Below are 22255 nucleotides of genomic sequence, written 5' to 3' on the forward strand. Positions count from 1 at the left end.
TATAAAACCAATTTGAATTATCAGGGCGGCAATTTATGCTTGGCCTCGCTGGTATTTACCCCGTTGATACGGGCTAAAAATTGATTTCGCTGAAGTGGTCTGTGTGATTCAAACAACGTTATAAAAAAAAAGTTGCAACTGGTAGTGTTCTGGTATTGGATAGTAGTATATTGGCGTTGAATTGGTTTTGTAAGTGGTTGTGCCGAAGGGTCTGCAGCATGCCGCAAGAGTAGGCGGGCTGGAAAGAAGACCTACGTTAAAAATGAAAAGGTTCCAATCCTGGAGCCTAAATCAAGGGGGAGTACATGAAACGCAATTTGACACCTGCAGCTGCCGTCGTGAAATCGGGATCGCGTAGCCGTACGCCGATCGCTGCTGCCGTTGCCGTGATGGTCGCCGGCCTGGCTTTTTCGGCGCAGGCGCAAGAAGCCGCCGCCGACGACGTGGCAACCGTGACGGTGACCGGCGTGCGCGCTTCGCTGGAAAAATCGCTGAAGCAAAAACGTAACGCGGATTCCGTGGTGGAAGTGGTGACGGCCGAAGATATCGGCAAAATGCCGGACCGTAACGTGGCTGACGCGATCCAGCGCCTGCCAGGTGTGAATACCCAATCCTCGGCCGGAGGCGAAGGCGGCTTTGGCGAAAACGACCGCGTCAGCCTGCGCGGCACCAGCCCCAGCTTCCAGCAAACCCTGTTCAACGGCCATGCCATCAGCACGGGCGACTGGTTTGTCTTGAATCAATTTGGCGGCAACGTCGGTCGCAGCAGCAGCTTCTCCCTGCTGCCATCGGAGTTGGTGAGCTCCGTTGTCGTGCACAAGAGCGCCACGGCAGACCTGCCTGAAGGCGGCGTTTCGGGCGTGATCGACGTGATCACCCGCCGTCCGCTGGAATTCAAGAATCAGATCACGGCCGAAGGTTCGATCCAGGCTTTCCACAATGACCTGGCCGGCAAGACCGACCCGCAGTTCTCCGGCTTGGTGAACTGGAAGAATGACACCAATACCCTGGGCATCATGGTGCAGGGCTTTTCGCAAAAATCGACCGTGCGCCGAGATGGCCAGGAAATCCTCGGCTACACGCCGATCGCTGCGAACAGTGTCGCGGCCCAGGCCCGGCCTGAGCTGGCCGGTGTGAAAGTGCCGACCTTTATCGGCGCCACCCTGTTCGAGCAAAAGAAAACCCGCGAAGGCGGCGCATTCGACATCGAATTCAAGCCCAGCAAGGACTTGACCCTGGACGTGAACGGCTTCTATTCGCAACTGAAGGCGCCGCATCAAAACACCAACTGGCTGGCTGCGCCCGCGAACTCGATTAACAGCACGGACAATAACGGTGTACCGAACGGCCAGATACCGACCAACTACACCATCAAGAATGGCACCATGACAGGCGCCACCTTTGCCAGGAACGCGGGCGAAGTCGACAATATCTACCGTCCTGATGCTGGCGGCGAATCGTATTACCTCGATTTTAACTTCAAGTACCGCGCCACCAAGGACCTGACCCTGAGCGGCAAGCTGGGCAAGACCCATGGCCTGGGCTATGACCGCAACGATGTCTACTACCAAAACAACGTCGATGGCGGCATGGTGTATCAATTGAACGGCATGAGTCCGGCCAGCGTTTCCTATCCGGGCGGCACGACAACCAAACCAGGCTCGACGGCCTGGATCGGCGGTGGCGAATCACGTTCCATCGACCAGGAAAAATATGCCCAGATCGACGCGGAACTGCGCCTGTCGTCCGGCATCTGGGATTTGATCAAGTTCGGCGGCCGCCTGACCGATCACAAGCGTTCTGCCGAGCATCCGATTGATGCCAAACCGGGTCCTCTGGGTATCTCCAATCCGGGCCCTGTCTGGAATGGTACCCAGTATCCTGGCGATTTCGGCAAGGATCTGGGTGGCAACCTGTCGAGCAATTACTTCAAGTATGACGGTGCAGCGCTGGCCGCCTGGGCCGCGATCCCTGGTAACCGCAATCTCGACCCAGTGCAACGCCATAACTGGACAGACGAATTCAAACTGCAGGAAAAAACCTCGGCCATCTATGCCATGGCCAATTTGACGGGCGATAACTGGAGCGGTAACTTCGGCCTGCGTGCCGTGCAGACCAAGCAGTCGACCCTGGTCAACAAGCTCGGCGGCCCGATCGTCGGTTCCGACTGGAAACCGTACTCGCAGAACTTGTTTGAGCGCACATATAATGACTTCTTGCCTAGCGCCAATATCAAATTCGATGTGCGCAACGATCTGGTCATCCGTGGCGCCGTTGCCCGCACCATCGCCCGTCCGGATTACAGCGCACTGGGCGGTTCGGTATCGCTGAACGACGATGCATTGAGCGGTGTCGGCGGGAACGTCAAGCTTGACCCTGTCAAGTCGGACAACGCTGAGATTAGCGCAGAATGGTACTTTGCGCCAAAATCGGCATTCTCGGTGGGCCTGTTCTACATGGATTTGAAGTCCGTCGTGTCCAATGGAACTGTTAGCGGGACTTATTACAATAGCAAGCGCGGTACCGACGCCGTGTACCAGATCACGTCGCCATTCAATACCAGCGGCAAGAACAAGGGCGCGGAGTTCAGCTACCAGCAACCGCTGTTCGGCGACTTCGGTATTTTGGCCAACTACACCTATGCCGATGGCAAGCTGGATAATGGTGATGAACTGGTCAACGCATCGCGCAGCACGTATAACCTGACGGCCTTCTACGAAGCCAATGCCCTCAGCGCTCGCCTGGCCTACAACTACCGTTCGTCCTACAAGGCGGGCGTGGATCGTGGCGCCAGCCAGCACGTCGAAGGCGCTGGCGGCCTGGCCGGTTCGCTCAACTACAAGATCAACGAACACTTCACGGTCACGTTCGATGCGCTTAACCTGACGAACACGACCATCAAGATGTACGCTGAAAACCGCGATCAGCCACGCGCGTTCTACAGCAATGGCCGCACCTTCTACCTGGGCCTGCGCGGCAAGCTGTAAGCAGTACGATCAGGCCTGATGCACGCGCATCAGGCCCGGTCTTCCTCGGTCTTTTCAAGGCAAGTCCCCGCTTCAGGTGGCTTGCCTTTTTTTTCGGCGCTCCCGCTGGTATCAGTCCCTTTCCGTTGCACCCCGTCGTTTGCCGTCTGTATTCCTATAAAACCGTCCGCTGTCCAGCGGCCATACCTATAATTGAGGAGTCTATGAACAGTCGTTTGCATCCCGTATTACACCCCATTGCCGCCGCAGCCGCTTTGTTGTCCATCAATATGGCGGCACAGGCGCAGCAGGCTCAGTCCCTCTCACCGGCGATGCAGGAAGTCGTCGTTACCGGCATCCGCGCCTCGCTGGAGCAGTCGCTGAGCCAGAAGCGCAACAGCGATTCCGTGATCGACGTCGTCAGCGCGGAAGACATCGGCAAGCTGCCCGACAAGAACGTGGCCGATGCCGTGCAGCGTGTACCGGGCGTAAATATTTCCTCGTCGGCTGGAGGCGAGGGCGGCTTCTCGGAAAATGACCGGGTCAGCATCCGCGGCACCAGTCCCAGCCTGACGCAAACCCTGATCAACGGCCACGCCGTCGGCACGGGCGACTGGTTTGTCACGGACCAGGTGGGTACCGTGGGGCGCAGCGTCAGCTTTGCCTTGCTGCCGTCGGAAATCGTCAGCAGGGTCACCGTGCAAAAGAGTAGCCAGGCGGACTTGGTGGAGGGCGGCGTGGCCGGTTCCATCAATATCGAAACGCGCAAGCCGCTCAGTTTCAAGAACCCGTTCACGGCCGAGCTGGCCGTGCAGGCCATCTATGCGGACTTGCCGGGCAAGACCGATCCGCAAATGAATGCCTTGTTCAACTGGAAGAACGAAGCGAAGACCATGGGCGTGCTGTTCCAGGTGTTTTCTGAAAAGCGCCACGAGCGCCGCGACGGCCAGGAATTCTTCGGCTATGGCGCCATCGACGCGGCCAGTCCGGCCGCGCAAAAGTATCCGGAGCTGGCCGGCGTGCTGGCGCCGCTGGGCATCAACTCGGCCCTGTTCGAACAGGTGCGCAAACGCCAGGGCGGCAGCGTCGACCTGCAATTCAAGCCGACACCGGACTTGATGCTGGACGTCAACGGTTTCTATTCCAAGCTGGATGCGGCCAATTACAACCGCAGCTTTTATAACCAGCCGGGTGCCAACCTGAATGCCGTCGATAATGACGGCAAGCACGTGGGCGTGATTCCCGGCACGTTTACGGTCAAGAACAATACCCTGGTGGCGGCCGATTTTCCCGCGTCGCAGTTTCCTGCAGCCAACGCCACCACGCCCTACAACGGGCAGCTGTATCCGGCCCTGGTCGACCAGATATACCGCCCCGGTTCGAATTCATCGACCGCGTACGTCGACTTCAACGGCAGCTACCGCGCCAGCGAGCGCCTGCGCATCACGGGCAGCCTCGGCTACACGCGCGGCATCGGCGAGACGCCTGTCGACCTCGGCTATGAAGCGGGCTTGACGGGCGTGGGCGTGTCATATCAGCTGAACGGCCTGTCGCCGGCGCGGCTGAACTTCCCCGGTCTCGATATTTCCAAATTTTCCAATGTGGTCACGGCATCGGCCTGGGGTTCGCATGTGGAAACCCTGGATACGGAAAAATACGGCCAGGCCGATGGCGAGCTGAGCATGGATTACGGCGTGCTCGAATCGCTGAAGTTCGGCGCCCGTTACGCGGAACACCACCGCAATGTGGCGTGGCCGGAAAACCGCAGCTGCGCCGTGTGCGACGGCACGACGAATGCGCCCTTGCCGAAGTGGAATGGGGGGACCTACCCGGGCGACTATGGCAAGGGCCTGGGCGGCAATGCCCAAGGCCGCTACTGGCAGCTCGATCCGGCCGACCTGGTGGCGTGGGCCAACAAGTACGACAATTCCGGCGGGCCGAATTCGCGCAACTGGCCGGCCGAACTGGACGTGAAGGAAAAGGATAGCGCGGCTTACATCATGGCCAATCTGGCGGGCAACAAGTGGCGCGGCAACGTGGGCGTGCGCCTTGTGCGCACGCAGCAGACGACGGTGACGAACGTGCCGGGCGGCGAAAATCCGATCGGCCAGGAGAATATCTTCGGCACCTACACGCCCACCATCGTCAAGCACAGCTACACCGATGTGTTGCCCAGTGCGAACATCAAGTTTGACCTGAGCAAGGACCTGGTGGCCCGCGCTGCCGTGGCGAAAACCATGGCGCGCGCCGACTACAGCGCGCTGGTGGGCGCCGTCAACCTGAACGACCAGTTGCTGACGGGAACGGGCGGTAATCCGGACCTGAAACCGATACGCTCGACCAACTACGACGCCACCCTGGAATGGTATTTCGCGCCGAAAGCCATGCTCTCCGTGGGGGCGTTCTATATGGACATGAAATCGTACGTGACGTTTGGTACGGCGCCCGTGAGCTACTACAATAATACCTTCAAGAAATTCAACACCTATGTGATCCAGTCGCCGACGAATATCGGCGCGAAGAACAAGGGTGTGGAACTCAGTTACCAGCAGGGCTTGTGGGGCGGCTTCGGCGTGGTGGGCAATTACACCTATACGAATGGCAAGGCCGACGATGGCGCCGCCGTGGTGGGCAGCTCGCGCGGCACCTACAACCTGGAAGGCTATTACGAGGACGAGCGCCTGAGCGCGCGCCTGGCCTATACCTACCGTTCCAGCTTCCTGGCCGGCCTGTTCAGCAGCTCGCCCCAGTATGTGCATGGCGTGGGCAACCTGGCCGCGTCGCTCAACTACAAGATCGACGAGCGCTATTCGCTGACCTTCGACGTGCTGAATCTGAATAATCCGGTGCTCAAGTATTACGGCGCCAACCAGGATCAGCCGACGGCCCTGTATTCGAATGGCCGTCAATTTTATTTTGGCTTGCGCGCCAAGTTGTAGGTTTTTTTTCCCGGCTTTCCGCCACCAGCGGGGAGCCGGCTTTTTTATTTGGAACTGTTAGCCCATGACTATTGCTTCTCAACGCTACCTCGCCCTCGACGTCCTGCGCGGCCTGACCGTCGCCCTGATGATCGTCGTCAATACCCCTGGCGACTGGGGCAGCGTGTACGCGCCATTCCTGCATGCCGAATGGCATGGATTTACCCTCACGGACCTGGTCTTTCCCAGCTTTTTGTTTGTCGTCGGCAATGCGCTGGCCTTTGCGCTGGGCAAGTATGAACACCTGGGACACGGCGCCGTGCTGGCCAGGCTGTGCAAGCGTAGCGCGCTGATCTTCTTGCTCGGCTTCCTGCTGTACTGGTTTCCCTTCTTCAAGATCGACGGCGCGGGCCAGTTCGCCTGGTCGCCGCTGTCGCACACGCGCATTCCCGGCGTGCTGCAGCGCATCGCCGTGTGTTATCTGGCCGCCGCCCTGATCCTGCATTACGGGAAGACACGCGGCGCGCTGGTCTTCAGCGCCTGCGCCTTGCTCGGCTACTGGGCCATCCTGGCATGCTTTGGCGACTACAGCCTGCACGGCAACGCGCCGGCCAGGCTCGATCTGATCTTGCTGGGCGACAGCCATTTGTACCACGGCGAAGGCATCGCCTTCGACCCGGAAGGCATCCTTGGCACCTTGCCGTCCGTCGTCAATGTGATTGCCGGCTACCTGGCGGGCAGCTTCGTGCGTCAGGCAGCGCCGGCACGGTTGCGCTCCAGCCTGGTTCAACTGGCCGTGGCCGGCGTCATCTGCGTGGCCGTGGCCCTGTGCTGGAATGAAGTGTTTCCGATCAATAAGAAGTTGTGGACCAGTTCTTATGTGATGCTCGGTATCGGCCTGGACTTGTTGCTGCTGGCGTTGCTGATGTTCATCATCGACGTGCGCAAGAGCACGGGCTGGACGTATTTTTTTGAAGTCTTCGGCAAGAATACCTTGTTCATCTACCTGGTGTCGGAAGTGCTGGTGATCATCGCGTTTACCGTGCGCATCGGCGGCGGCAACCTGTACCAGTGGCTGTACCAGCACTGGTTTACGGGCTGGGCGCCGGCGCGCGTGGGCTCCCTGCTGTTTGCCGTCAGCTTCATGCTGCTGTGCTGGCTGATCGCCTACGGCATGGACAAGCGCAAGATCTACATCAAGGTCTAGAACTTCAGCTTCAGGCCGTACCGGGTGGCCAGGGCGGTAAAGCCCAGCATCAGGGCGGTGACGGCAGCGGCATTCCACAGGCCGGCCGCGCCGCCCGTTTCCCAGTACGGCCACCAGAAGCGCGGCAGGTGCAGTACGGCCGCCAGCTGCTGCCACAGGTCGGGCACGATGTAGGCGAACAGGGCATTGGTGCCAGCCGGCAAGAGCACCAAGGCCCAGGCGCGCCAGCGCCACACGTCGACGACGATGTAAAACATCAGGAACAGGGCCAGGATGAGAGCGCTGCACACGAGTGTGTAGGATTCCGTCGCCGCGATCTTGTTGATGTGGTGATACGGCCGCAGCAGCAGGCCGGCGGCCAGCAGGCCCAGCGCGAACCAGGCCATGAAGCGGATGCGCTGCCCATGGCTCAGGGCGGCGCCGCGCAGGAACAGCTGGCCCACCAGGGTGCCGGCCAGTACATTGGCCGCCGTCGACCCAAGCACTTGCGGCACGTTGACGAAGGCGTTGATGCCTGCAGGCAGGAAATCGAGGCTGCCCGCCGTGCCGCCCATGTACAGCACGAGCAGCAGGGCGAACATGCCCATCAGCGCCGTGCCGCTGCCCCGGCACGCCAGGTACAGCAGGCTGCACAGCAGGTAGGACCAGCCTATCATGCCGAGGATGCCCCACCACGATGGCTGCAGCCAGGCGCTGGAAAATTCGCTGTTCAGTTCTCCGCGGAAGGTCGCCAGCAGGAACAGCATCAGCGCGCCGCCCGCCGCCAGCTCCACTTTGCCCGCGCCCTGGCGCCACAGCAGGATCATGGCCACGTAAAACAGCAGGAAATACAGGGCGTGCGACAGCGGCGCCGTCTGCGCATCGTAGCGGTAGGCATTGGCCAGCACCACGCCGGCCAGCATCAGGCTGGCGGAGCGCCACAGCAGGCGTCCCAGCAGGGCGGGCGTGACGCGGCCGCAATGGCGCTGCAAGGCCAGCGGTATGGCCATGCCTACCATGAACAGGAAGCCGGGAAAGACCAGGTCGGGCAAGGTGATGCCGTCGGCGCGCGGCCCCGCATGTTCGAGCCACCAGGCGATGCCGGGCATGCCGGCCAGATAGTTGACCCAGATCATGACGACGATCACGCAGCCGCGGAAGGCATCCAGGCTGGTCAATCGTTCAGGTGCAGGTGCAGGTGCGGTGGCTGGCGGCATGGAGGAATGAAAAAGGTCGAAAAAAAAGCAGCCCCGGCGTGAGCCGGGAACTGCCTTGCGCATGCTGGCGGGAACGGGAATTACTGTGCCGCTGCTGCCGGTGCCGCCGCTGCCGTGGCAGGACGGTTCAGCCACAGGATCCAGTAGCGGGCCAGGTCGCCCACGCCGTCGCCGCCCTTGACGGTTTCCAGGACCTTGATGGCGTCATCTTTCTTACCGGCCATGGCGTAGGAATAACCGAGGCGCAGCTTGGCGTCTTCAGGACGCTTCAGGCCGCCCTTGGCGATGCCTTTCTGGATCAGGTCGATACCTTTGTCGAACTGGTCCATCGTCACGAAGGCGTAGCCGAGGTTGATCAAGCCCGTGCCATCCTTGCTCTTCATGGCCGACGCTTCGCCGCTGGCGATGTTTTTCGCATCGTCGGCGGCAGCCTTGTTGGCCTGGTCGCGCAGTTTCTTGTGCTTGGCGGCATTTGCGCCCGTGCCCAGCACGCCTTTGGCAAAGCCGGCGTCGAGGACTTTTTTCGCTTCCGTCGGGAAGGCATTCTGCAAGGCAATTTCAGCCATGTCGCTATAGTCTTGCGGCGGCATGGTGCCCACGGCCTTGAATTGCAGGCGCAGCACGTCGAGCGCGAAGCGGTCGGAATAGCCGGCCTTGCCTTGCGTGCGGCTCAGCAAATCGCTCCAGTAGTCATCCGACGGGTAGTAGCGCACCAGGTTTTCCATGGCGACCAGGTAGGTGGCCGGGTCCTTGCTTTTCGAACCCGTGTTGGCCAGCAATTGCAGTTCTTCGATGGTCGGCGTCTTGCCCGCTTGCTGCTTGGCCGTCAGGTCGGCCATCAGTTCCTGTTTCGCGCGCGCGAAATCATTGCTGAAGTAGTAGGCGCGGATGATGTACTGGCGCACGCCCGCGACGTCACCTGTTTCCGTCTGGTAGCGGGTGAACCATTTGATGGCGTTCGGATAATCCTTGGCGTTGTAGTGGTAGTTGGCCAGTGCCTGGATGAAGTCGCCCTGGGCTTTCTTGTCCAGCTTGCCAGATTCGATGACCGCTTCGAGTGCCGTCATGGCCATCGAGGCATTGTTGGTGGTCGAGGCCAGCGCCACGCGCAGGCGGTTCAGCACGAACGTTTCATACGGCGTCAGGGCGGGAATGGCGGCGGCCTGGTCGATGCGGCTTTGCACGTCGGCGTAGTTCTTCGCATCCATCGACGCTTTCACGGCGGTCGGATCGAGCAGCTTGAACACTTCAGGGCGCACCGTGTCGGCAGGGGCGGTGGCGGGCGCACCGGCGGCAGCGGCCGGCTTGGCATCCTGCGCGTGCGACAGGGCTGGCAGGACATTGAGGCCGATGGCGGCCAGGAGCAAGCTAAGACGGGCAAGACGGAATTGGGACATGGGTTATCCTTCAATCAATAACAAAAATACGCTCCGGTACTGGTTGCCGCAACAGGGTGCGGCGGCATTTGCCGGGGGCAGGGAATCTAAAAAAACACGTATTCTGCCATCCTGACCGCACAAGTCAAAGGGCGGCAGCATGGTAAACAACGGCTATTGTCACATAAACGGCTGGGCTGGAGCGTCAACCGTGCGCGCCAGGGCTTGCCCTTTTGCATCGAACAGCAGGCAGCGCTGTGGCGGCAGATGCAGGCGCATGGCGTCGCCCGCCTGGCGCAAGCCTGCCTCGGCTGGCAGCTTAATGGCCAGCATCTCGGTCACGCCACGCATGCTGGCGTAAACGATGGCCACGTCGCCTAGATATTCGACATGGCTGACGGTGGCGTCGACGACGTTGTTGTTCGCCGTTGCCCCGTCCTGCAAGCTGACATGCTCGGCCCGCACACCCAGGGTGAGCTGGTCGCCCGGCGCCACGCTTCCGCCCTGCGCGTCGATGTCGATGACGGCGCCGCCGGGCAGGCGCACGGCCACCGAGCCGGGGCCCCAGGCGACGGCCTCGCAAGCGATAAAGTTCATCTTTGGCGCGCCCAGGAAGCCGGCCACGAACAGGTTGCCGGGATTGTTATACAGTTCGTGCGGACTGCCCACCTGCTCGATGCGCCCGCCGTTGAAGACGACGATGCGCTCGCCCAGGGTCATCGCTTCGACCTGGTCGTGCGTGACGTAGATCATGGTGGTTTTCAGTTCCTGGTGCAGGCGCGAGATTTCCACGCGCATCTGCACGCGCAGCGAGGCGTCGAGGTTCGACAGCGGTTCATCGAACAGGAAGACCTTGGGTTTGCGCACGATGGCGCGGCCGATGGCTACGCGCTGGCGCTGGCCGCCCGACAGGTCCTTCGGCTTGCGTTTCAACAGTGGCGTGATCTGCAGGATGTCGGCCGCGCGCTCGACTGCGGCGCGCACCTCGGCCTTTTTATGTCCGGCCAGGGAGAGGGCGAAGGCCATGTTCTCAAACACCGTCATGTGCGGATACAGGGCGTAGCTCTGGAAGACCATAGCCAGGCCCCGCTCGGCCGGCGCGATATCGTTGGCCAGCCGGCCGCCGATATGCAGCTCGCCATCCGTGATGTCTTCCAGCCCGGCGATCATGCGCAGCAGCGTCGATTTGCCGCAACCGGACGGCCCCACGAAGACGACGAATTCGCCGTCGCCGATATCGAGGTCGATGCCGTGGATGACCGGGTGTTTGTCGTCGTACCGCTTGACGATATTCTTTAACGCGATATGTGCCATGTCGTGCTTCTATCCTAGCTTGCGCTGGCCGGTGCGGACGTGGCGCCGGCATCAGTTGGGTCGGAGGTATCCTTAGGGCCGATGCGCATGAAGCGCGACAGGATCAATACGGGCACGGCCGATACCAGCACCCACAGGAAAAAGGTCTTGTAGCCGAGCGCCGTCTGGATGTCGCCGCTGATCATCTTGAACAGCACGAAGCCCAGCTGCATCACGCCGGTGGCGAACGCATAATGGGCCGTCTGGTATTTGCCGACGGAGACCACCTGCATCATGAACAGGATCAGGCCGACGAAGCCGAAGCCGTAGCCGAACATCTCCACGCTGAGCGCGGCCGTGATCAGGGTCAGGTCGGTCGGCATGCTGTGGCTCAGGTAGTAGAACACCAGGTTGGGCAAGTTCATGGCCAGGATCAGGAAGAACATGGCGCGCTTGAGGCCCAGCCACGACGTGAAATAGCCGCCGCCGATGCTGCCCAGCAAAAAGGCCACGGTGCCGGCCGTGCCGTACACGGCGCCCACTTCCGTCGTCGACAGGCCCAGGCCGCCCAGTTCGCGCGCTTCGCGCAGGAACAGCGGGCCGATGGTCTGCACTTGCGCCTCGCCCGCGCGGAACAGGATGATGAAGGCGATCATGCCCCAGATGCCCGGTTTTTTCAGGAAGTCCACCAGCACGTCCCACAAGGTGCGGCTGATGCCGGCCACGCTCTTGTCGGCCACGGCCACGTTGCGCACCTGCGGCAGCGCCCACAGGTGGTAGGCGGCCAGCGACAGCATCATGGCGCCGATGATCAGGAAGATGACCGACCAGGCGGGCTGGATGCCGATTTTTTTCTCCAGGTAGCCGGCCAGGATTACCAGGCCGCCCAGCGAGATGAATTTGCCGGCGTTGAAGAAGGCGCCTTGCCAGCCCGCGTAGGCGGCCTGCTGCTTGTCCGACAGGCTGGCGATGTACAGGCCGTCGCAGACGATGTCGTGCGTGGACGAGGCCAGCGCGGCGACGAACAGCACGGCGATGCAGGCGGCAAACCACAGCGGCGTCTGCAGTGCCAGCGCGATCAGGCCCAGGCTCAGGCCACCTGCGAACTGGAACAGCACCACCATGGTCTTCTTGCTCGACGCCAGTTCCAGGAAAGGGCTCCACAGCGACTTGAAGACCCAGGCAAAGCCGATCAGGCCCGTCCAGCGGGCGATCTGGTCGTTCGGCACGCCCATGCTCTTGAACATCAGGCCGGCCACCAGGGCGACCGCGTAGAACGGCAGGCCCTGGGCGAAGTACAAGGTGGGCACCCAGGTGATCGGGCTGCGTACTTTCTTGCTGATGCTGATGCGCTTGTCGTGCATGGAGGCTTCCTTATCGAGAGACGTTTTCATTTGACTGCGCCGTCCATGCCGCGCATGAAGAAGCGTTGGGTAAACAGGAAGGCGAGCAGGGTCGGCACGATGGTGATCAGGGTGCCGGCGGCGATCACGCGCGTGCTGCTGCCGAAGGTGCCGCGCAAATACAGCACGCCCACCGACAGGGGGAATTCATCGGGTTTACTCATGACGATGGAGGGCCAGATGTATTCATTCCACGATTCGACGGCCGTCAGGATGCCGACGGTGGCCAGCCATGGCGTGATCAGCGGCAGCATGATGCGGCTGAAGATGACCCACTCGGACGCGCCATCGACGCGCGCCGCGTCGATCAGGTCTTGCGGCACTTCCTCGAACGCCTGCTTGAGCAGCAAGATCGCCACGGCCGTCACCACGTTGGGCAGGATCACGCCCGTGTAGGTGTCGACCAGGCTCATTTGCGTGATGGTGATGAAGTTGACGAGGAAGTTGACCTCGGACGGCAGCACCAGGGTGGCCAGGATCAGGCCGAACACGAGTTTGCGGCCACGGAATTTCAGGCGCGCCAGCGGATACGCGGCCAGTGCACACAGCAGCAGTTTCCAGAACACGGTAAACACGGCGATCAGCACGGAGTTCTTGAAGAACGACCAGATCGGAATCGCATCGAACACGGCGATGAAGTTCTCGAACGACGGCGCCTGCGGCCAGAAGGTGGGCGGGAAGGCGAAGATATTGCCTTCCGTGGAGATCGCCGTCACCAGCGTCCACCAGAACGGGAAGACGCAGACGACGGCGATCGCGCACAGCACGGCATAGTGGCCCAGTATGTGCAGGCGGGTTTTCAGGGGGCGGGAACGGGTTGTCATGGTCATTCCCTTTTCAGCGGTGCTTCGGTTTCAGATAGCGCAGGCACAGCAGGGCGATGGCTATGCAGAACAGCGAGACGACGAAGCTGGCCGCCAGCGCGCGCGGCAGTTTCAGGTGCTTCAAGCCCTGGTCGTAGGCGTAGTACAGCGCCGTGAAGGTCGAATTCATCGGGCCGCCCTGCGTCAGCACGTCGACTTCCTGATACGCCTTCAGGGCGGCCAGCACGGACAGGATGGAGCACAGCATGATGGTCGGGCGCAGCATCGGCACGGTGATCTTCCAGAAGCGCTGCCAGCGGCTGGCGCCATCGAGCATGGCCGCTTCCTGCATGTCCGACGGGATAGCCTGCAGCGCCGCCAGGTACATCACCATGTACCAGCCCAGGCCGCGCCACAGGGTGACGAACATCACGGCAAACAGGGCCAGGCTGTCGTTCGACAGCCAGCCCACGGGCGCGTTCACCAGTTTCAAGGTCATCATCACGTAATTGAGCGCGCCCTGTTCGTGGAACATGAAGCCCCACATGATGCCGACCACGGACACGGTGGTGACCACGGGCACGTAGAAAGCGGCGCGGAACAAACGGATGCCGGGCAGGCGGTTGTTCACCAATACGGCGAGGGTGATGGCGCCCACCTGCACGAAGGGCACCATCAGCAAAAACATCAGCGAATTCTTCAGGCCCGAGACGAACATCTCGTTGTTGAAGATGTAGCGGAAGTTATCGAGGCCGACGAAGCGCGTCTCGCGTATCAGGCTGTAGTCGGTGAAGGCCAGCACGGAGCCATAGCCGACGGGCCAGAAGGAAAAGGCGGCCAGCAGCAGCAGGGCCGGAGTGAGGAACAGCCAGGCTTGCACGGTATGGCGGTGGGCGAGTTTCATGGTGTCCTTGTTGCCTTAATGGCGCGGCAGGGTGGCCAGCTTGCGGTTCCAGATGGCGACGGCCTGGTCCAGCGCCTGCTTGACGTCCTGTTTGCCCGTCACGCCCGCCTCGACGGCTTTCACCAGCGAGCGGCGCAGTTCGTCGTAGTCGTCGATGCCGGCCACGTACAGGGTGCGCGAGTGGCCCATCGAGAGGGCGCCGGCGGCAACGGCCTTTTCGGCCGCGCCCGCGTTTGCCTGCGTGGCGAGGAAAAACGGATCGGCCGCCGCTTTCACGGTGGTGGGAAAGACGCTGGCCTGCCTGGCGAAAGCCAGCTGGTTGTCGTCGTTCGTCAGGAAGCGCGCGAACTGGCCGACCGATGGCAGCTGGCGCGCCGGCACGCCTTTCGGTATGGCGAAGTGCACCAGCCAGCCGCCGTCGGCGATGCCGGTGGGGCCCAGCGGCGCGGGCGCCACGTCGGTGATCGCGTAGATGTCTTTCGCGTCGCCGCGGATGCGCTGCATGGCCGTCGGCGGCGCCAGCAGCATGCCCAGGCGGCCGCCCTTGTAGGCGTCAATGACGGCCGGGAAATTGTCTTCGGCGAACAGGCTTTCCTTCAGCAGGCCGCCCACCTTGTAGGTGTCGGCCAGTTTCTGCACCAGCGCCACGTGCTGCGGCGAATTGAAGACGGCGCGCTTGTCCGTGATGACGGCCAGGCCCTGCTGCATGAACAGGCCGTCGATTTTCGAGAGGGCCGGGGCGATGCCGGCCTTGCCCGTGCGTTGCGCGATCTGGCGCGCGAATGCCAGCTGTTCATCGAGGCTGGCGGGGCCGCGCGACAGGCCCGCCTGTTTGAAAATGGCGGTATTGAAGGCGATCACCGCGACATTGCTGTACATGGGAAAACCGTAGGTGCGGCCCTTGAAGCGCAGGTCGTCCAGGGCGCTGGGAATGTAGCTGGCGCGCGCTTGCGCGATCAGGCCGTCGACGGGTGTGAGCAAGCCGTCGCGCGCAAATTCGTCGGCCCAAGGCACGTTCAGGCTGACCAGCGCGGGCGGCGTGCCGGCCACGATGCGCGTGACCAGCTTGGTCTGGATGACGTCCCACGGGAAGTCGATCCATTCGATCTTGACGCCGGGATTCTGCGCCTCATAGCGCGCCACCACCGCATTGAAATACGGCGTGAACTTCGGCTTCATGCTGAAGGTCCAGAATTCGATTTTCTCGCCAGCCCATGCCTGCGGCGCGAGCAGGCCCGCGCAGGCAAACACTGCCAACAGTCTCTTGATCGTCATTTTTATCCTGGAGCGTGGCGCTCCAATGTCCATGAGTCCGCGGCGCGGGTACATGCCCTTGCCGTCGCTTATAGTCGGGTCCTGCGGACGGCAGCTTCGCCCCGTGCCGGGGGCGCAGCTGCCGCCTACTGCTGAAATACTGCCTAGTTGGTCTTCGTGACCTTGCTCAGGTGACGCGGCGCATCCGGGTCCATGCCGCGCGCGGCCGACAGTTTTGCCGCCATCACGTAGAAGGACTGGATGGCGACGATCGGATCGAGGTCCGGCGTGGCCGCGACGGGCAGGGTCAGGTCGCGTTCGGCCACGTCGGCGGGCGCGGCCAGCAGGACCTTGGCGCCGCGGCCGCGCATCTCTGTGGCCAGCTGCAGCAGGCCGGCCTGGGTCGGGCCGCGCGTGGCGAAAATCAGCAGCGGGTAGCCGTCTTCGATCAGGGCCATCGGGCCATGCTTGATTTCGGCACCGCTGAAGGCTTCCGCCTGCAGGGCCGAGGTTTCCTTGAATTTCAGGGCCGACTCCAGCGCCACGGGGAAGCTGATGCCGCGTCCGACGACCATGATGTTGCGGGCCGGCGCCAGTACGTCGATCGCGGGCGACCAGTCCACGCGGGTCGCTTCGAGCAGCGCTTCGGGCAGTGCTTCCAGGCCCCCCAGCAGCTCGGGATCGTTCTGCCACTGCGCCACCATGCGCGCACCGGCGACCAGGCTGGTGATGAAGCTCTTGGTGGCGGCGACGCTTTGTTCCTTGCCGGCGCGCAGGGGCATGGCCCATTCGGCGGCATGCGCCAGCGGCGAATCGATATCATTGACGAGGGCCACGGTGGTGGCGCCGCCGTCGCGGAAGTAGCGGATCGGTTCGACCACGTCCGGGCTCTGGCCCGATTGCGAGATCGAGATGGCCAGGGTGTCGCGCGTCACCAGCGGCGACTTGTTCAGGGTTACCAGCGACATCGGCAAGGACGCGACGACGCGGCCCAGGCGCGCCATGATCAGGTAGGCGACGTAGTTGCAGGCGTGGTCGGAGCTGCCGCGCGCGATGGTGAGCGCGGTGGAGAACGAGGTGCTCCTCAATTTGCGGCCCAGTTCCGCGTAGCGTTCCGTGTCGCTGGCCAGTTGCAGGGCGACGCATTCGGCGGCGGAAACGGCTTCTTTAAGCATCATTGAGGTCACAGATTTCTCCTTCTATATACACAGCTTTGAGTTTGAGATCGCGATCGAGTACCACCAGATCGGCGTAAGTGCCGGGGGCCAGCCGGCCGCGTTCTTCCAGGCCCAGGTAATCGGCGGCGTTGGTCGACACGCGCTTGGACGCGTCGGCCAGGTCCAGTCCCAGTCCCACCAGGTTGCGCAGCGCCTGGTCCAGGGTCAGGGTGCTGCCCGCCAGCGTGCCGTCGGGCAGGCGCACGCCGCCCATGCATTTCTGCACGGCGTGGCGGCCCAGCATGTATTCGCCGTCCGGCATGCCGGTGGCGGCCGTCGAATCGGTGACGCAGTACAAGCGCGGGATGGCGCGCAGGGCCACCTTGATGGCGCCCGGATGCACGTGCAGCAGGTCGGGAATCAGCTCCGCGTATTCGGCGTGTGCCAGGGCGGCGCCGACCATGCCCGGCTCGCGGTGATGCAAGCCGCTCATGGCGTTGAACAGGTGCGTAAAACCCATGGCGCCGTGTTCCAGTGCGGCCACGCCGTCTTCATAGGAGCCCAGCGTGTGGCCGATCTGCACGCGCACGCCGGCGTCGGCCAGCGCGCGCACCAGGTCCAGGTGGCCGGCGATTTCCGGCGCTACGGTGATGACGCGCAGCTTGGCCAGGGTTTGCAGGCGCTCGATTTCCGCCAGCGTGGCGGCGCGCGCGTAGTTCGGCTGCGCCCCCAGCTTGCCGGCATTGATGTACGGGCCTTCCAGGTGGGCGCCCAGCACGCGCGCCGTGTTCGGGCGGCGGTGCCTGGCGGCGATGCCGATGGCCGTCAAGGCCATGTCGATGTCTTCCGGCGGCGCCGTCATGGTGGTCGCCAGCAGGCTGGTGGTGCCGTGGCGCGCATGGATGGCGGCGATGGTGTAGACGGCTTCGCCGCCTTCCATGATGTCCTTGCCGGCGCCGCCGTGCACGTGCAGGTCGATGAAGCCGGGCAGAATATAGTCGTCGCTGTTGCCCGACGGGTGGAGGGAATCACCGGTGATGCTGTCGACTCTTTCGCCGAAGGCGATGGCGCCGTGGATCCAGCCGCCGGGGGTAAGGATATTGCCTTTGATAGTGCTGCTCATCTGCGCGACTCCGCTACGAATTCATAATAATCACTGCGGCAATACGAGTGGGTCAGTTCCACCGCTGCGCCGTTGTCGAGATAACTGACACGGGTGATGTGCAGCATGGCTTCACCCGTCTTGATACTGGCCAGCTTGGCCTGTTCCGCCGTGGCGTTGACGGCGCGGATATGCTGCAGCGCGCGCATCGGGATGGTGCCGCGCGACTCCAGATAGCCGTACAGCGAATCGGTCACCTGCTGCGGGTCCGGCATGTACAGCGCGGGGATGGTGGTCGTTTCGATCGCCATCACCACTTCGTCGGCCGTGCGCAGGCGGCGCAGGCGCGCCACCGGCATGTGCGGCGACAGTCCCAGCGACAGCAGTTCCAGCGGTGCGGCCGAGCCGATGTCGCGCTGCAGCCAGCGCGAGCCGGCCGTGAAGCCCCGCTGGCGCAATTCTTCCGAAAAGCTCGTCAGGCGCGACAGCGGCTGTTCCAGCTTGGGCGTGATGTAGGTGCCCGATCCGCGCTTGCGCGTCAGCATGCCACGGTCGCACAACATGTCGATGGCCTTGCGCGCCGTGACGCGCGAAATTTCCAGGATGTCCGACAGCACGCGCTCCGAGGGCAAGGCCTGGTTGGCGCGCCAGTCGCCGCTGGCGATGCCGTCCGACAGCATGTTCGCCAGCTGCATGTAGAGCGGCGTGTCGCTGGCGGGATTCGGTTTGAAGGCAGACAGTTTGGTCAGCATGGTCATTGCTCCCGCAAGTGCTTGCTGATCAGGCGCAGGCCGCCTGCGGCCGAATCGCCCTGTGCCGGCACGACCAGTTGCAGCAGTGCCGCCGGCAGGTAGCTCGACAAGGGCCCCGCCAGCCCGCCGCACAGGGCCACGGGCAGCGTGCCGGCCGGGTCCAGCGCCCTGGCGATGAGGGCGATCTGCTGGCCCGCGTCGGTCAGGATGGTGCGCGCCACCGCGTTGGTGGCCGCATGTTCGAGCACCAGCCGCGCCAGTTGCGCGAACGTCGTCTGGCTGGCCGCCGCCAGCCACACCTGCATGGCGTCGCGCTGGCCGCCGCAGGCGTCGATGACGGCCGTGGCGAAGGCGCTGCCGGGCACGCGGCCATCGACCACTTGCTGCGCATGGTTGATGGCGCGCATGCCGATCCAGGCGCCACCCGCTTCGTCGCCGGAAGGAAAACCCCAGCCGCCCACTTCGTGGCGGCTGCCGTCCGCGTGCAGCACTTCGCCCACGCTGCCCGTGCCGATGGCAACGATGGCGCCCGGCTGGCCCGCATGCGCGCCCAGCAGGGTGGTCAGGGCATCCGATTCCAGTGCCACGGCCGCATAGCCGGGATTGTGTTCGACGAAGCTGGCGGCCCACTGTTTGTTGTGCACGCCGGCCAGGCCCAGGCCGATGGCCATGCGCTGCAAGGAGGGCTGTTCCAGGCCAGCCGTGCGGAAGGCCAGGGTGACGGCATGCGCCACGGACGTCCACGCACGTTCGATGCCCAGTCCCAGGCCGGAGGGGCCGCTTTGCCCCTGTGCCAGCTCCTCGCCGTCGAGGCGCGCCAGGCGCACGCGGGTACCGCTTCCCCCGCCATCGACGCCAATTATGTATTCGATCATGTTGTGCAGTCCTGCATTTGGTTGAGTGCGCCTGTCTCGGTTATTTTATTTATCGGGCGGCGAAAAAGCTGAAGGCACTATATTGTTGCCCCGATGGCTAGTCAAGAGGTATTTAAGTGGTATTGTAAAATATTCTTGCGCCGGATGGTAAACGCCCCGATATTTTATTGCAAGCTATTGTTAATAAAGGGTTTTTCGTGGGTGTGGAATGGTATTGGAATTGGCCTTGTTTAATGCCAATTTTTTCCAACTGGTCTGTTGTTGGCGATGCGGTATTGCTTGCAAGCATGCTTGGCAAGGGGCGCCATGAAGAGTAGAGTCCGGCTTTTACACCTGAGTTGGAAGAGCATGATGAGCGACAAGGCAGCAAAGAGCGAGTACTGGGACGACTGGCAGCAAGAGGCGCTGGCCGCCGGTGTGTCGGCGCCGCTGGCCGCGCTGGGCATGGAAATGATGCGCACGCACCGCAAGAACCGCTGGCCGAAGGATTTCCTGGGCCGCGAAAGCGATGGCCCGGTCATGATCGAGATGTGCCTGGAAGATGAGGCGGAAACGGAATTGTTCTTTATCGAGAACCTGTATCCCTACGATGCGGCGCTGATCGAAAAGACGCGCCGCCGTCTGTGCCTGCACTGATCGTGCGCTGACGTGTGACTGGAACGGCCGCCTTGCGCGGCCGTTTTCACGTCAGTTGCTGAATTTTTCGCTGCTGGTGGTGGCCGTGGCGCGCATGCGCAGGCTCAGCAGCACGATGGTGACCAGCAGCAGCGACTGTGTGCCCGGTTCATGCGAAGCGGGGGCGCGCAGGCTGGCGTCTTGCGACTGGAAACTGGCCAGGCGCGTGGCCAGGGTGGCGGGTGCCGCCTGGTAGCTGGCCTTCTGCACCGGTGCCGTGCCGGCCGCATGCGTGCTTCCAGCGGCTCCGAGCGACAGGGCCGCGCCCAGCAAGATCATTGTTCTCATCATATTGTTTATTTCCGCCGAGGGCTGTCAATCGATTACACATGGTCCTGCCGTATGCCGGCCCATGTCCTGTCCCCAGTTTGTATGCTTTCCGGCGTTGCTGATAGTGCACCGGAATGATAGCTATTTATAAATTTCGTGTATTAAAACATAATAAAACAAAAATGCAAACGTCTTTTTGCAAATAAGTGCATGCGTTGCCTGTGCTTGCCGGGTGCGGTCTGTCTATTGCATAGGGGAAATGACGTGGCATTTTCATGGGGGAGTGTCATAATGGCCCAGGCATTTCCGCCCAGGCATGGAGTAAATGATGAGCAAGGCACAGGACAGCAAGAAGGAAGCCAAGAAAGAACCGGCCAAGACCATGAAGGAAAAGAAGGAAGCCAAGAAGGTCAAGAAAGAAGAGCGCAAGCGCTGATCATGCGCCTGCGCCGTTCATTGACGCGCCGGTGGCGCGCGCCGGCCCTGCTGGCCGCGTGCGCGCTGCTGGCCTTGGGTACGCCCGTGTCGGGCGTGCTGGCGCAGGCCAAGCCGCCGCCGAGCACGTTCGGGCAAGTGGTGGGCAATGCCGTGCTGTGCATCGACCATATCGACAACAAGGCCTTCTATGCCTATCTGCTGACGGCCTTCGGCCCCGCCTACAAGCATGAAGGGGGCGCCTACTGGTTCCGCACGGACGCCACCTTGTGGGGCGCGCCCGTTACCGACGTGATCGTCAGCGACGACACCAGTCCCCTCGTTTTCATGGGCGTGGTGGCGGACGCGACGCCCGAAAAGCTGGAACCGGCCATCCGCGGCGTCTCGGGCCTGCGCTTCAATAAACTCGACAATTCCGCCTTTCCTGTCCGTGGTTCCGTGCCTGGCAGTAAAATCGTCTACTTCCGTAGCAAGGCGAAAGTCTATTGCGCCAAATACAAGCCGTTGCCGCCCGCCCGCACCCGCTGAGGGTATCGGCTTGCCGCCGCGCATTTTGATTGTTTCATCCGCAGGGTCTCCATGTACACGCATTATTTCCAGCTCAAGCAATCGCCGTTTTCGATCGCCCCCGATCCGCGCTACCTGTTCATGAGCGAACGCCACCGCGAAGCGCTGGCGCATTTGCTGTATGGCGTAGGCAGCGGCGGCGGCTTCGTGCTGCTGACGGGCGAAATCGGCGCCGGCAAGACCACCGTGTGCCGCTGCTTCATGGAACAGATTCCGGCAAACTGCCAGCTCGCGTATATCTTCAATCCGAAACTGTCCGTCGAGGAATTGCTGCTGTCGATCTGCGAGGAATTCCGCATCGCCGTGGCGCCCGGCGTGGCTAGCGTGAAAGGCTATGTCGACGCGATCAATGCGCACTTGCTGGCCAGCCATGCGCAGGGCAAGAACAATGTGCTGATCATCGACGAAGCGCAAAACCTGTCCGCCGCCGTGCTGGAGCAGCTGCGTTTGCTGACCAACCTGGAGACGAGCGAGCGCAAGCTGCTGCAGATCATCCTTATCGGCCAGCCGGAGTTACGCGCCATGCTTGCGCGGCCGGAACTGGAGCAGCTGGCGCAGCGCGTGATCGCCCGCTATCACCTGGGTTCGCTGACGGCCGGGGAAACGGCCAGCTATGTCCGCCACCGCCTCGCTGTGGCGGGCAGCACGGCGCAGACGCCGTTCGCGCCCCGTTTGATGGCGCAGATTCACGCCATGAGCCACGGCGTGCCGCGCCGCATCAACCTGCTGTGCGACCGCGCGCTGTTGGGCGCCTACGTGGAAAACCAGCCGCAGGTGACGCGCCAGATATTGCGCCGTGCCGCCGAGGAAGTGTTTGCGGACGAGGGCAAGCCGGCTACGGGACGGAGCCTGCGCTGGCCGCACGTGGCGGGCGGCGTGCTGGCCGGGGCCGTGGTCACCGCCGCGCTGGCCTGGCATTTCATGCCACGCACGCCTGCCACAGTGGCCGTGGCGAAGGTGCCCGCCGTGGTGGCGCCGGCGGTGCCCGCTGCTGCAAGTGTTCCCGCGCCCGCGACCGCCAGCGCGCCGGACCGCAACGCCGTGCTGCGCCAGCTGGCCAGCCTGTGGGGCGAGCAGTTGCCGGCCGGCGACGCCTGCCAGG

Annotated in this window: 18 protein-coding genes; 6 read left to right on the plus strand and 12 right to left on the minus strand. The window is 62.6% G+C overall.

What is annotated here, in order from left to right:
- The first annotated feature begins 305 nt into the window (after positions 1 to 305).
- The 3 genes from CBW66_RS24260 (at position 306) to CBW66_RS24270 (ending at position 7091) form a co-directional block, all read left to right on the plus strand.
- Complete coding sequence (locus tag CBW66_RS24260) at positions 306 to 2987, plus strand: TonB-dependent receptor (RefSeq protein WP_086139637.1); 2682 nt, start codon at positions 306 to 308, stop codon at positions 2985 to 2987.
- Positions 2988 to 3190: 203 nt separating this feature from the next.
- Complete coding sequence (locus tag CBW66_RS24265; protein WP_170932999.1) at positions 3191 to 5905, plus strand: TonB-dependent receptor; 2715 nt, start codon at positions 3191 to 3193, stop codon at positions 5903 to 5905.
- A gap of 64 nt (positions 5906 to 5969) precedes the next feature.
- A complete protein-coding gene (locus CBW66_RS24270; RefSeq protein ID WP_086139639.1) occupies positions 5970 to 7091 on the plus strand; it encodes an acyltransferase family protein in 1122 nt (373 codons plus the stop codon).
- On the opposite strand, the gene CBW66_RS24275 is transcribed toward CBW66_RS24270, so the two are convergent.
- From CBW66_RS24275 to CBW66_RS24325, 11 genes are all read right to left on the minus strand, one after another.
- Positions 7088 to 8248 carry a DUF5009 domain-containing protein gene (locus CBW66_RS24275; protein WP_170933000.1) on the minus strand — a complete coding sequence of 387 codons (1161 nt, stop codon included), beginning with the start codon at positions 8246 to 8248 and terminating at the stop codon, positions 7088 to 7090. The two genes, CBW66_RS24270 and CBW66_RS24275, sit on opposite strands and share 4 nt — an antisense overlap.
- Before the next feature lie 119 nt (positions 8249 to 8367).
- Positions 8368 to 9684, minus strand: a complete 1317-nt coding sequence (locus CBW66_RS24280) for a hypothetical protein (protein ID WP_086139641.1) — start codon at positions 9682 to 9684, stop codon at positions 8368 to 8370.
- A 159-nt stretch (positions 9685 to 9843) separates the two neighbouring features.
- Positions 9844 to 10977, minus strand: a complete 1134-nt coding sequence (locus CBW66_RS24285; RefSeq protein ID WP_086139642.1) for an ABC transporter ATP-binding protein — start codon at positions 10975 to 10977, stop codon at positions 9844 to 9846.
- A 14-nt stretch (positions 10978 to 10991) separates the two neighbouring features.
- On the minus strand, positions 10992 to 12320 hold the full coding sequence (locus CBW66_RS24290) for an MFS transporter (RefSeq protein WP_086139643.1): 1329 nt from the start codon (positions 12318 to 12320) through the stop codon (positions 10992 to 10994).
- Positions 12321 to 12346: 26 nt separating this feature from the next.
- Positions 12347 to 13183 (minus strand): carbohydrate ABC transporter permease, encoded by an 837-nt coding sequence (locus tag CBW66_RS24295; protein WP_086139658.1) that lies wholly within the window; start codon positions 13181 to 13183, stop codon positions 12347 to 12349.
- A 13-nt stretch (positions 13184 to 13196) separates the two neighbouring features.
- Complete coding sequence (locus CBW66_RS24300) at positions 13197 to 14066, minus strand: carbohydrate ABC transporter permease (protein WP_086139644.1); 870 nt, start codon at positions 14064 to 14066, stop codon at positions 13197 to 13199.
- 15 nt (positions 14067 to 14081) lie between these two features.
- Positions 14082 to 15341: an ABC transporter substrate-binding protein gene (locus CBW66_RS24305; protein WP_086139645.1), complete on the minus strand. Its 1260-nt coding sequence runs from the start codon at positions 15339 to 15341 to the stop codon at positions 14082 to 14084.
- Between the two features lie 143 nt (positions 15342 to 15484).
- A complete protein-coding gene (locus CBW66_RS24310; protein ID WP_070221837.1) occupies positions 15485 to 16498 on the minus strand; it encodes an SIS domain-containing protein in 1014 nt (337 codons plus the stop codon).
- Positions 16488 to 17600: an N-acetylglucosamine-6-phosphate deacetylase gene (nagA, locus tag CBW66_RS24315; RefSeq protein ID WP_086139646.1), complete on the minus strand. Its 1113-nt coding sequence runs from the start codon at positions 17598 to 17600 to the stop codon at positions 16488 to 16490. The genes CBW66_RS24310 and nagA overlap by 11 nt, the downstream gene beginning before the upstream one ends.
- Positions 17597 to 18331 (minus strand): GntR family transcriptional regulator, encoded by a 735-nt coding sequence (locus tag CBW66_RS24320; RefSeq protein WP_086139659.1) that lies wholly within the window; start codon positions 18329 to 18331, stop codon positions 17597 to 17599. The genes nagA and CBW66_RS24320 overlap by 4 nt, the downstream gene beginning before the upstream one ends.
- 2 nt (positions 18332 to 18333) lie before the next feature.
- Positions 18334 to 19206, minus strand: coding sequence for a BadF/BadG/BcrA/BcrD ATPase family protein (locus tag CBW66_RS24325; protein WP_086139647.1), 873 nt, complete (start codon positions 19204 to 19206; stop codon positions 18334 to 18336).
- A 348-nt stretch (positions 19207 to 19554) separates the two neighbouring features.
- Here CBW66_RS24325 and CBW66_RS24330 point away from each other — a divergent pair, with 348 nt between their 5' ends.
- Positions 19555 to 19842 (plus strand): hypothetical protein, encoded by a 288-nt coding sequence (locus CBW66_RS24330; protein WP_230492017.1) that lies wholly within the window; start codon positions 19555 to 19557, stop codon positions 19840 to 19842.
- A 51-nt stretch (positions 19843 to 19893) separates the two neighbouring features.
- Here CBW66_RS24330 and CBW66_RS24335 read toward each other — a convergent pair whose 3' ends face one another.
- Positions 19894 to 20172 carry a hypothetical protein gene (locus tag CBW66_RS24335; protein ID WP_139841727.1) on the minus strand — a complete coding sequence of 93 codons (279 nt, stop codon included), beginning with the start codon at positions 20170 to 20172 and terminating at the stop codon, positions 19894 to 19896.
- Positions 20173 to 20589: 417 nt separating this feature from the next.
- Here CBW66_RS24335 and CBW66_RS24340 point away from each other — a divergent pair, with 417 nt between their 5' ends.
- Together CBW66_RS24340 and CBW66_RS24345 are read left to right on the plus strand one after the other, a co-directional pair.
- Positions 20590 to 21114 carry a hypothetical protein gene (locus CBW66_RS24340; protein WP_086139650.1) on the plus strand — a complete coding sequence of 175 codons (525 nt, stop codon included), beginning with the start codon at positions 20590 to 20592 and terminating at the stop codon, positions 21112 to 21114.
- Between the two features lie 51 nt (positions 21115 to 21165).
- Positions 21166 to 22255 (plus strand): ExeA family protein (locus CBW66_RS24345; RefSeq protein ID WP_086153680.1); only part of this gene is annotated, 1090 nt, incomplete at its 3' end.

It is taken from the genome of Janthinobacterium sp. GW456P (genome assembly GCF_002127655.1).
GTDB lineage: Bacteria > Pseudomonadota > Gammaproteobacteria > Burkholderiales > Burkholderiaceae_D > Janthinobacterium.

Coding starts and splice junctions, on each gene's coding strand:
- CBW66_RS24340 (WP_086139650.1), top strand. CDS start 20,590: ATGCGCCTGCGCCGTTCATTGACGCGCCGGTGGCGCGCGCCGGCCCTG.
- CBW66_RS24280 (WP_086139641.1), bottom strand. CDS start 9,684: ATGTCCCAATTCCGTCTTGCCCGTCTTAGCTTGCTCCTGGCCGCCATC.
- CBW66_RS24270 (WP_086139639.1), top strand. CDS start 5,970: ATGACTATTGCTTCTCAACGCTACCTCGCCCTCGACGTCCTGCGCGGC.
- CBW66_RS24295 (WP_086139658.1), bottom strand. CDS start 13,183: ATGACAACCCGTTCCCGCCCCCTGAAAACCCGCCTGCACATACTGGGC.
- nagA (WP_086139646.1), bottom strand. CDS start 17,600: ATGAGCAGCACTATCAAAGGCAATATCCTTACCCCCGGCGGCTGGATC.
- CBW66_RS24300 (WP_086139644.1), bottom strand. CDS start 14,066: ATGAAACTCGCCCACCGCCATACCGTGCAAGCCTGGCTGTTCCTCACT.
- CBW66_RS24310 (WP_070221837.1), bottom strand. CDS start 16,498: ATGATGCTTAAAGAAGCCGTTTCCGCCGCCGAATGCGTCGCCCTGCAA.
- CBW66_RS24285 (WP_086139642.1), bottom strand. CDS start 10,977: ATGGCACATATCGCGTTAAAGAATATCGTCAAGCGGTACGACGACAAA.
- CBW66_RS24290 (WP_086139643.1), bottom strand. CDS start 12,320: ATGCACGACAAGCGCATCAGCATCAGCAAGAAAGTACGCAGCCCGATC.
- CBW66_RS24330 (WP_230492017.1), top strand. CDS start 19,555: ATGATGAGCGACAAGGCAGCAAAGAGCGAGTACTGGGACGACTGGCAG.
- CBW66_RS24320 (WP_086139659.1), bottom strand. CDS start 18,331: ATGCTGACCAAACTGTCTGCCTTCAAACCGAATCCCGCCAGCGACACG.
- CBW66_RS24335 (WP_139841727.1), bottom strand. CDS start 20,172: ATGATGAGAACAATGATCTTGCTGGGCGCGGCCCTGTCGCTCGGAGCC.
- CBW66_RS24305 (WP_086139645.1), bottom strand. CDS start 15,341: ATGACGATCAAGAGACTGTTGGCAGTGTTTGCCTGCGCGGGCCTGCTC.
- CBW66_RS24260 (WP_086139637.1), top strand. CDS start 306: ATGAAACGCAATTTGACACCTGCAGCTGCCGTCGTGAAATCGGGATCG.
- CBW66_RS24325 (WP_086139647.1), bottom strand. CDS start 19,206: ATGATCGAATACATAATTGGCGTCGATGGCGGGGGAAGCGGTACCCGC.
- CBW66_RS24265 (WP_170932999.1), top strand. CDS start 3,191: ATGAACAGTCGTTTGCATCCCGTATTACACCCCATTGCCGCCGCAGCC.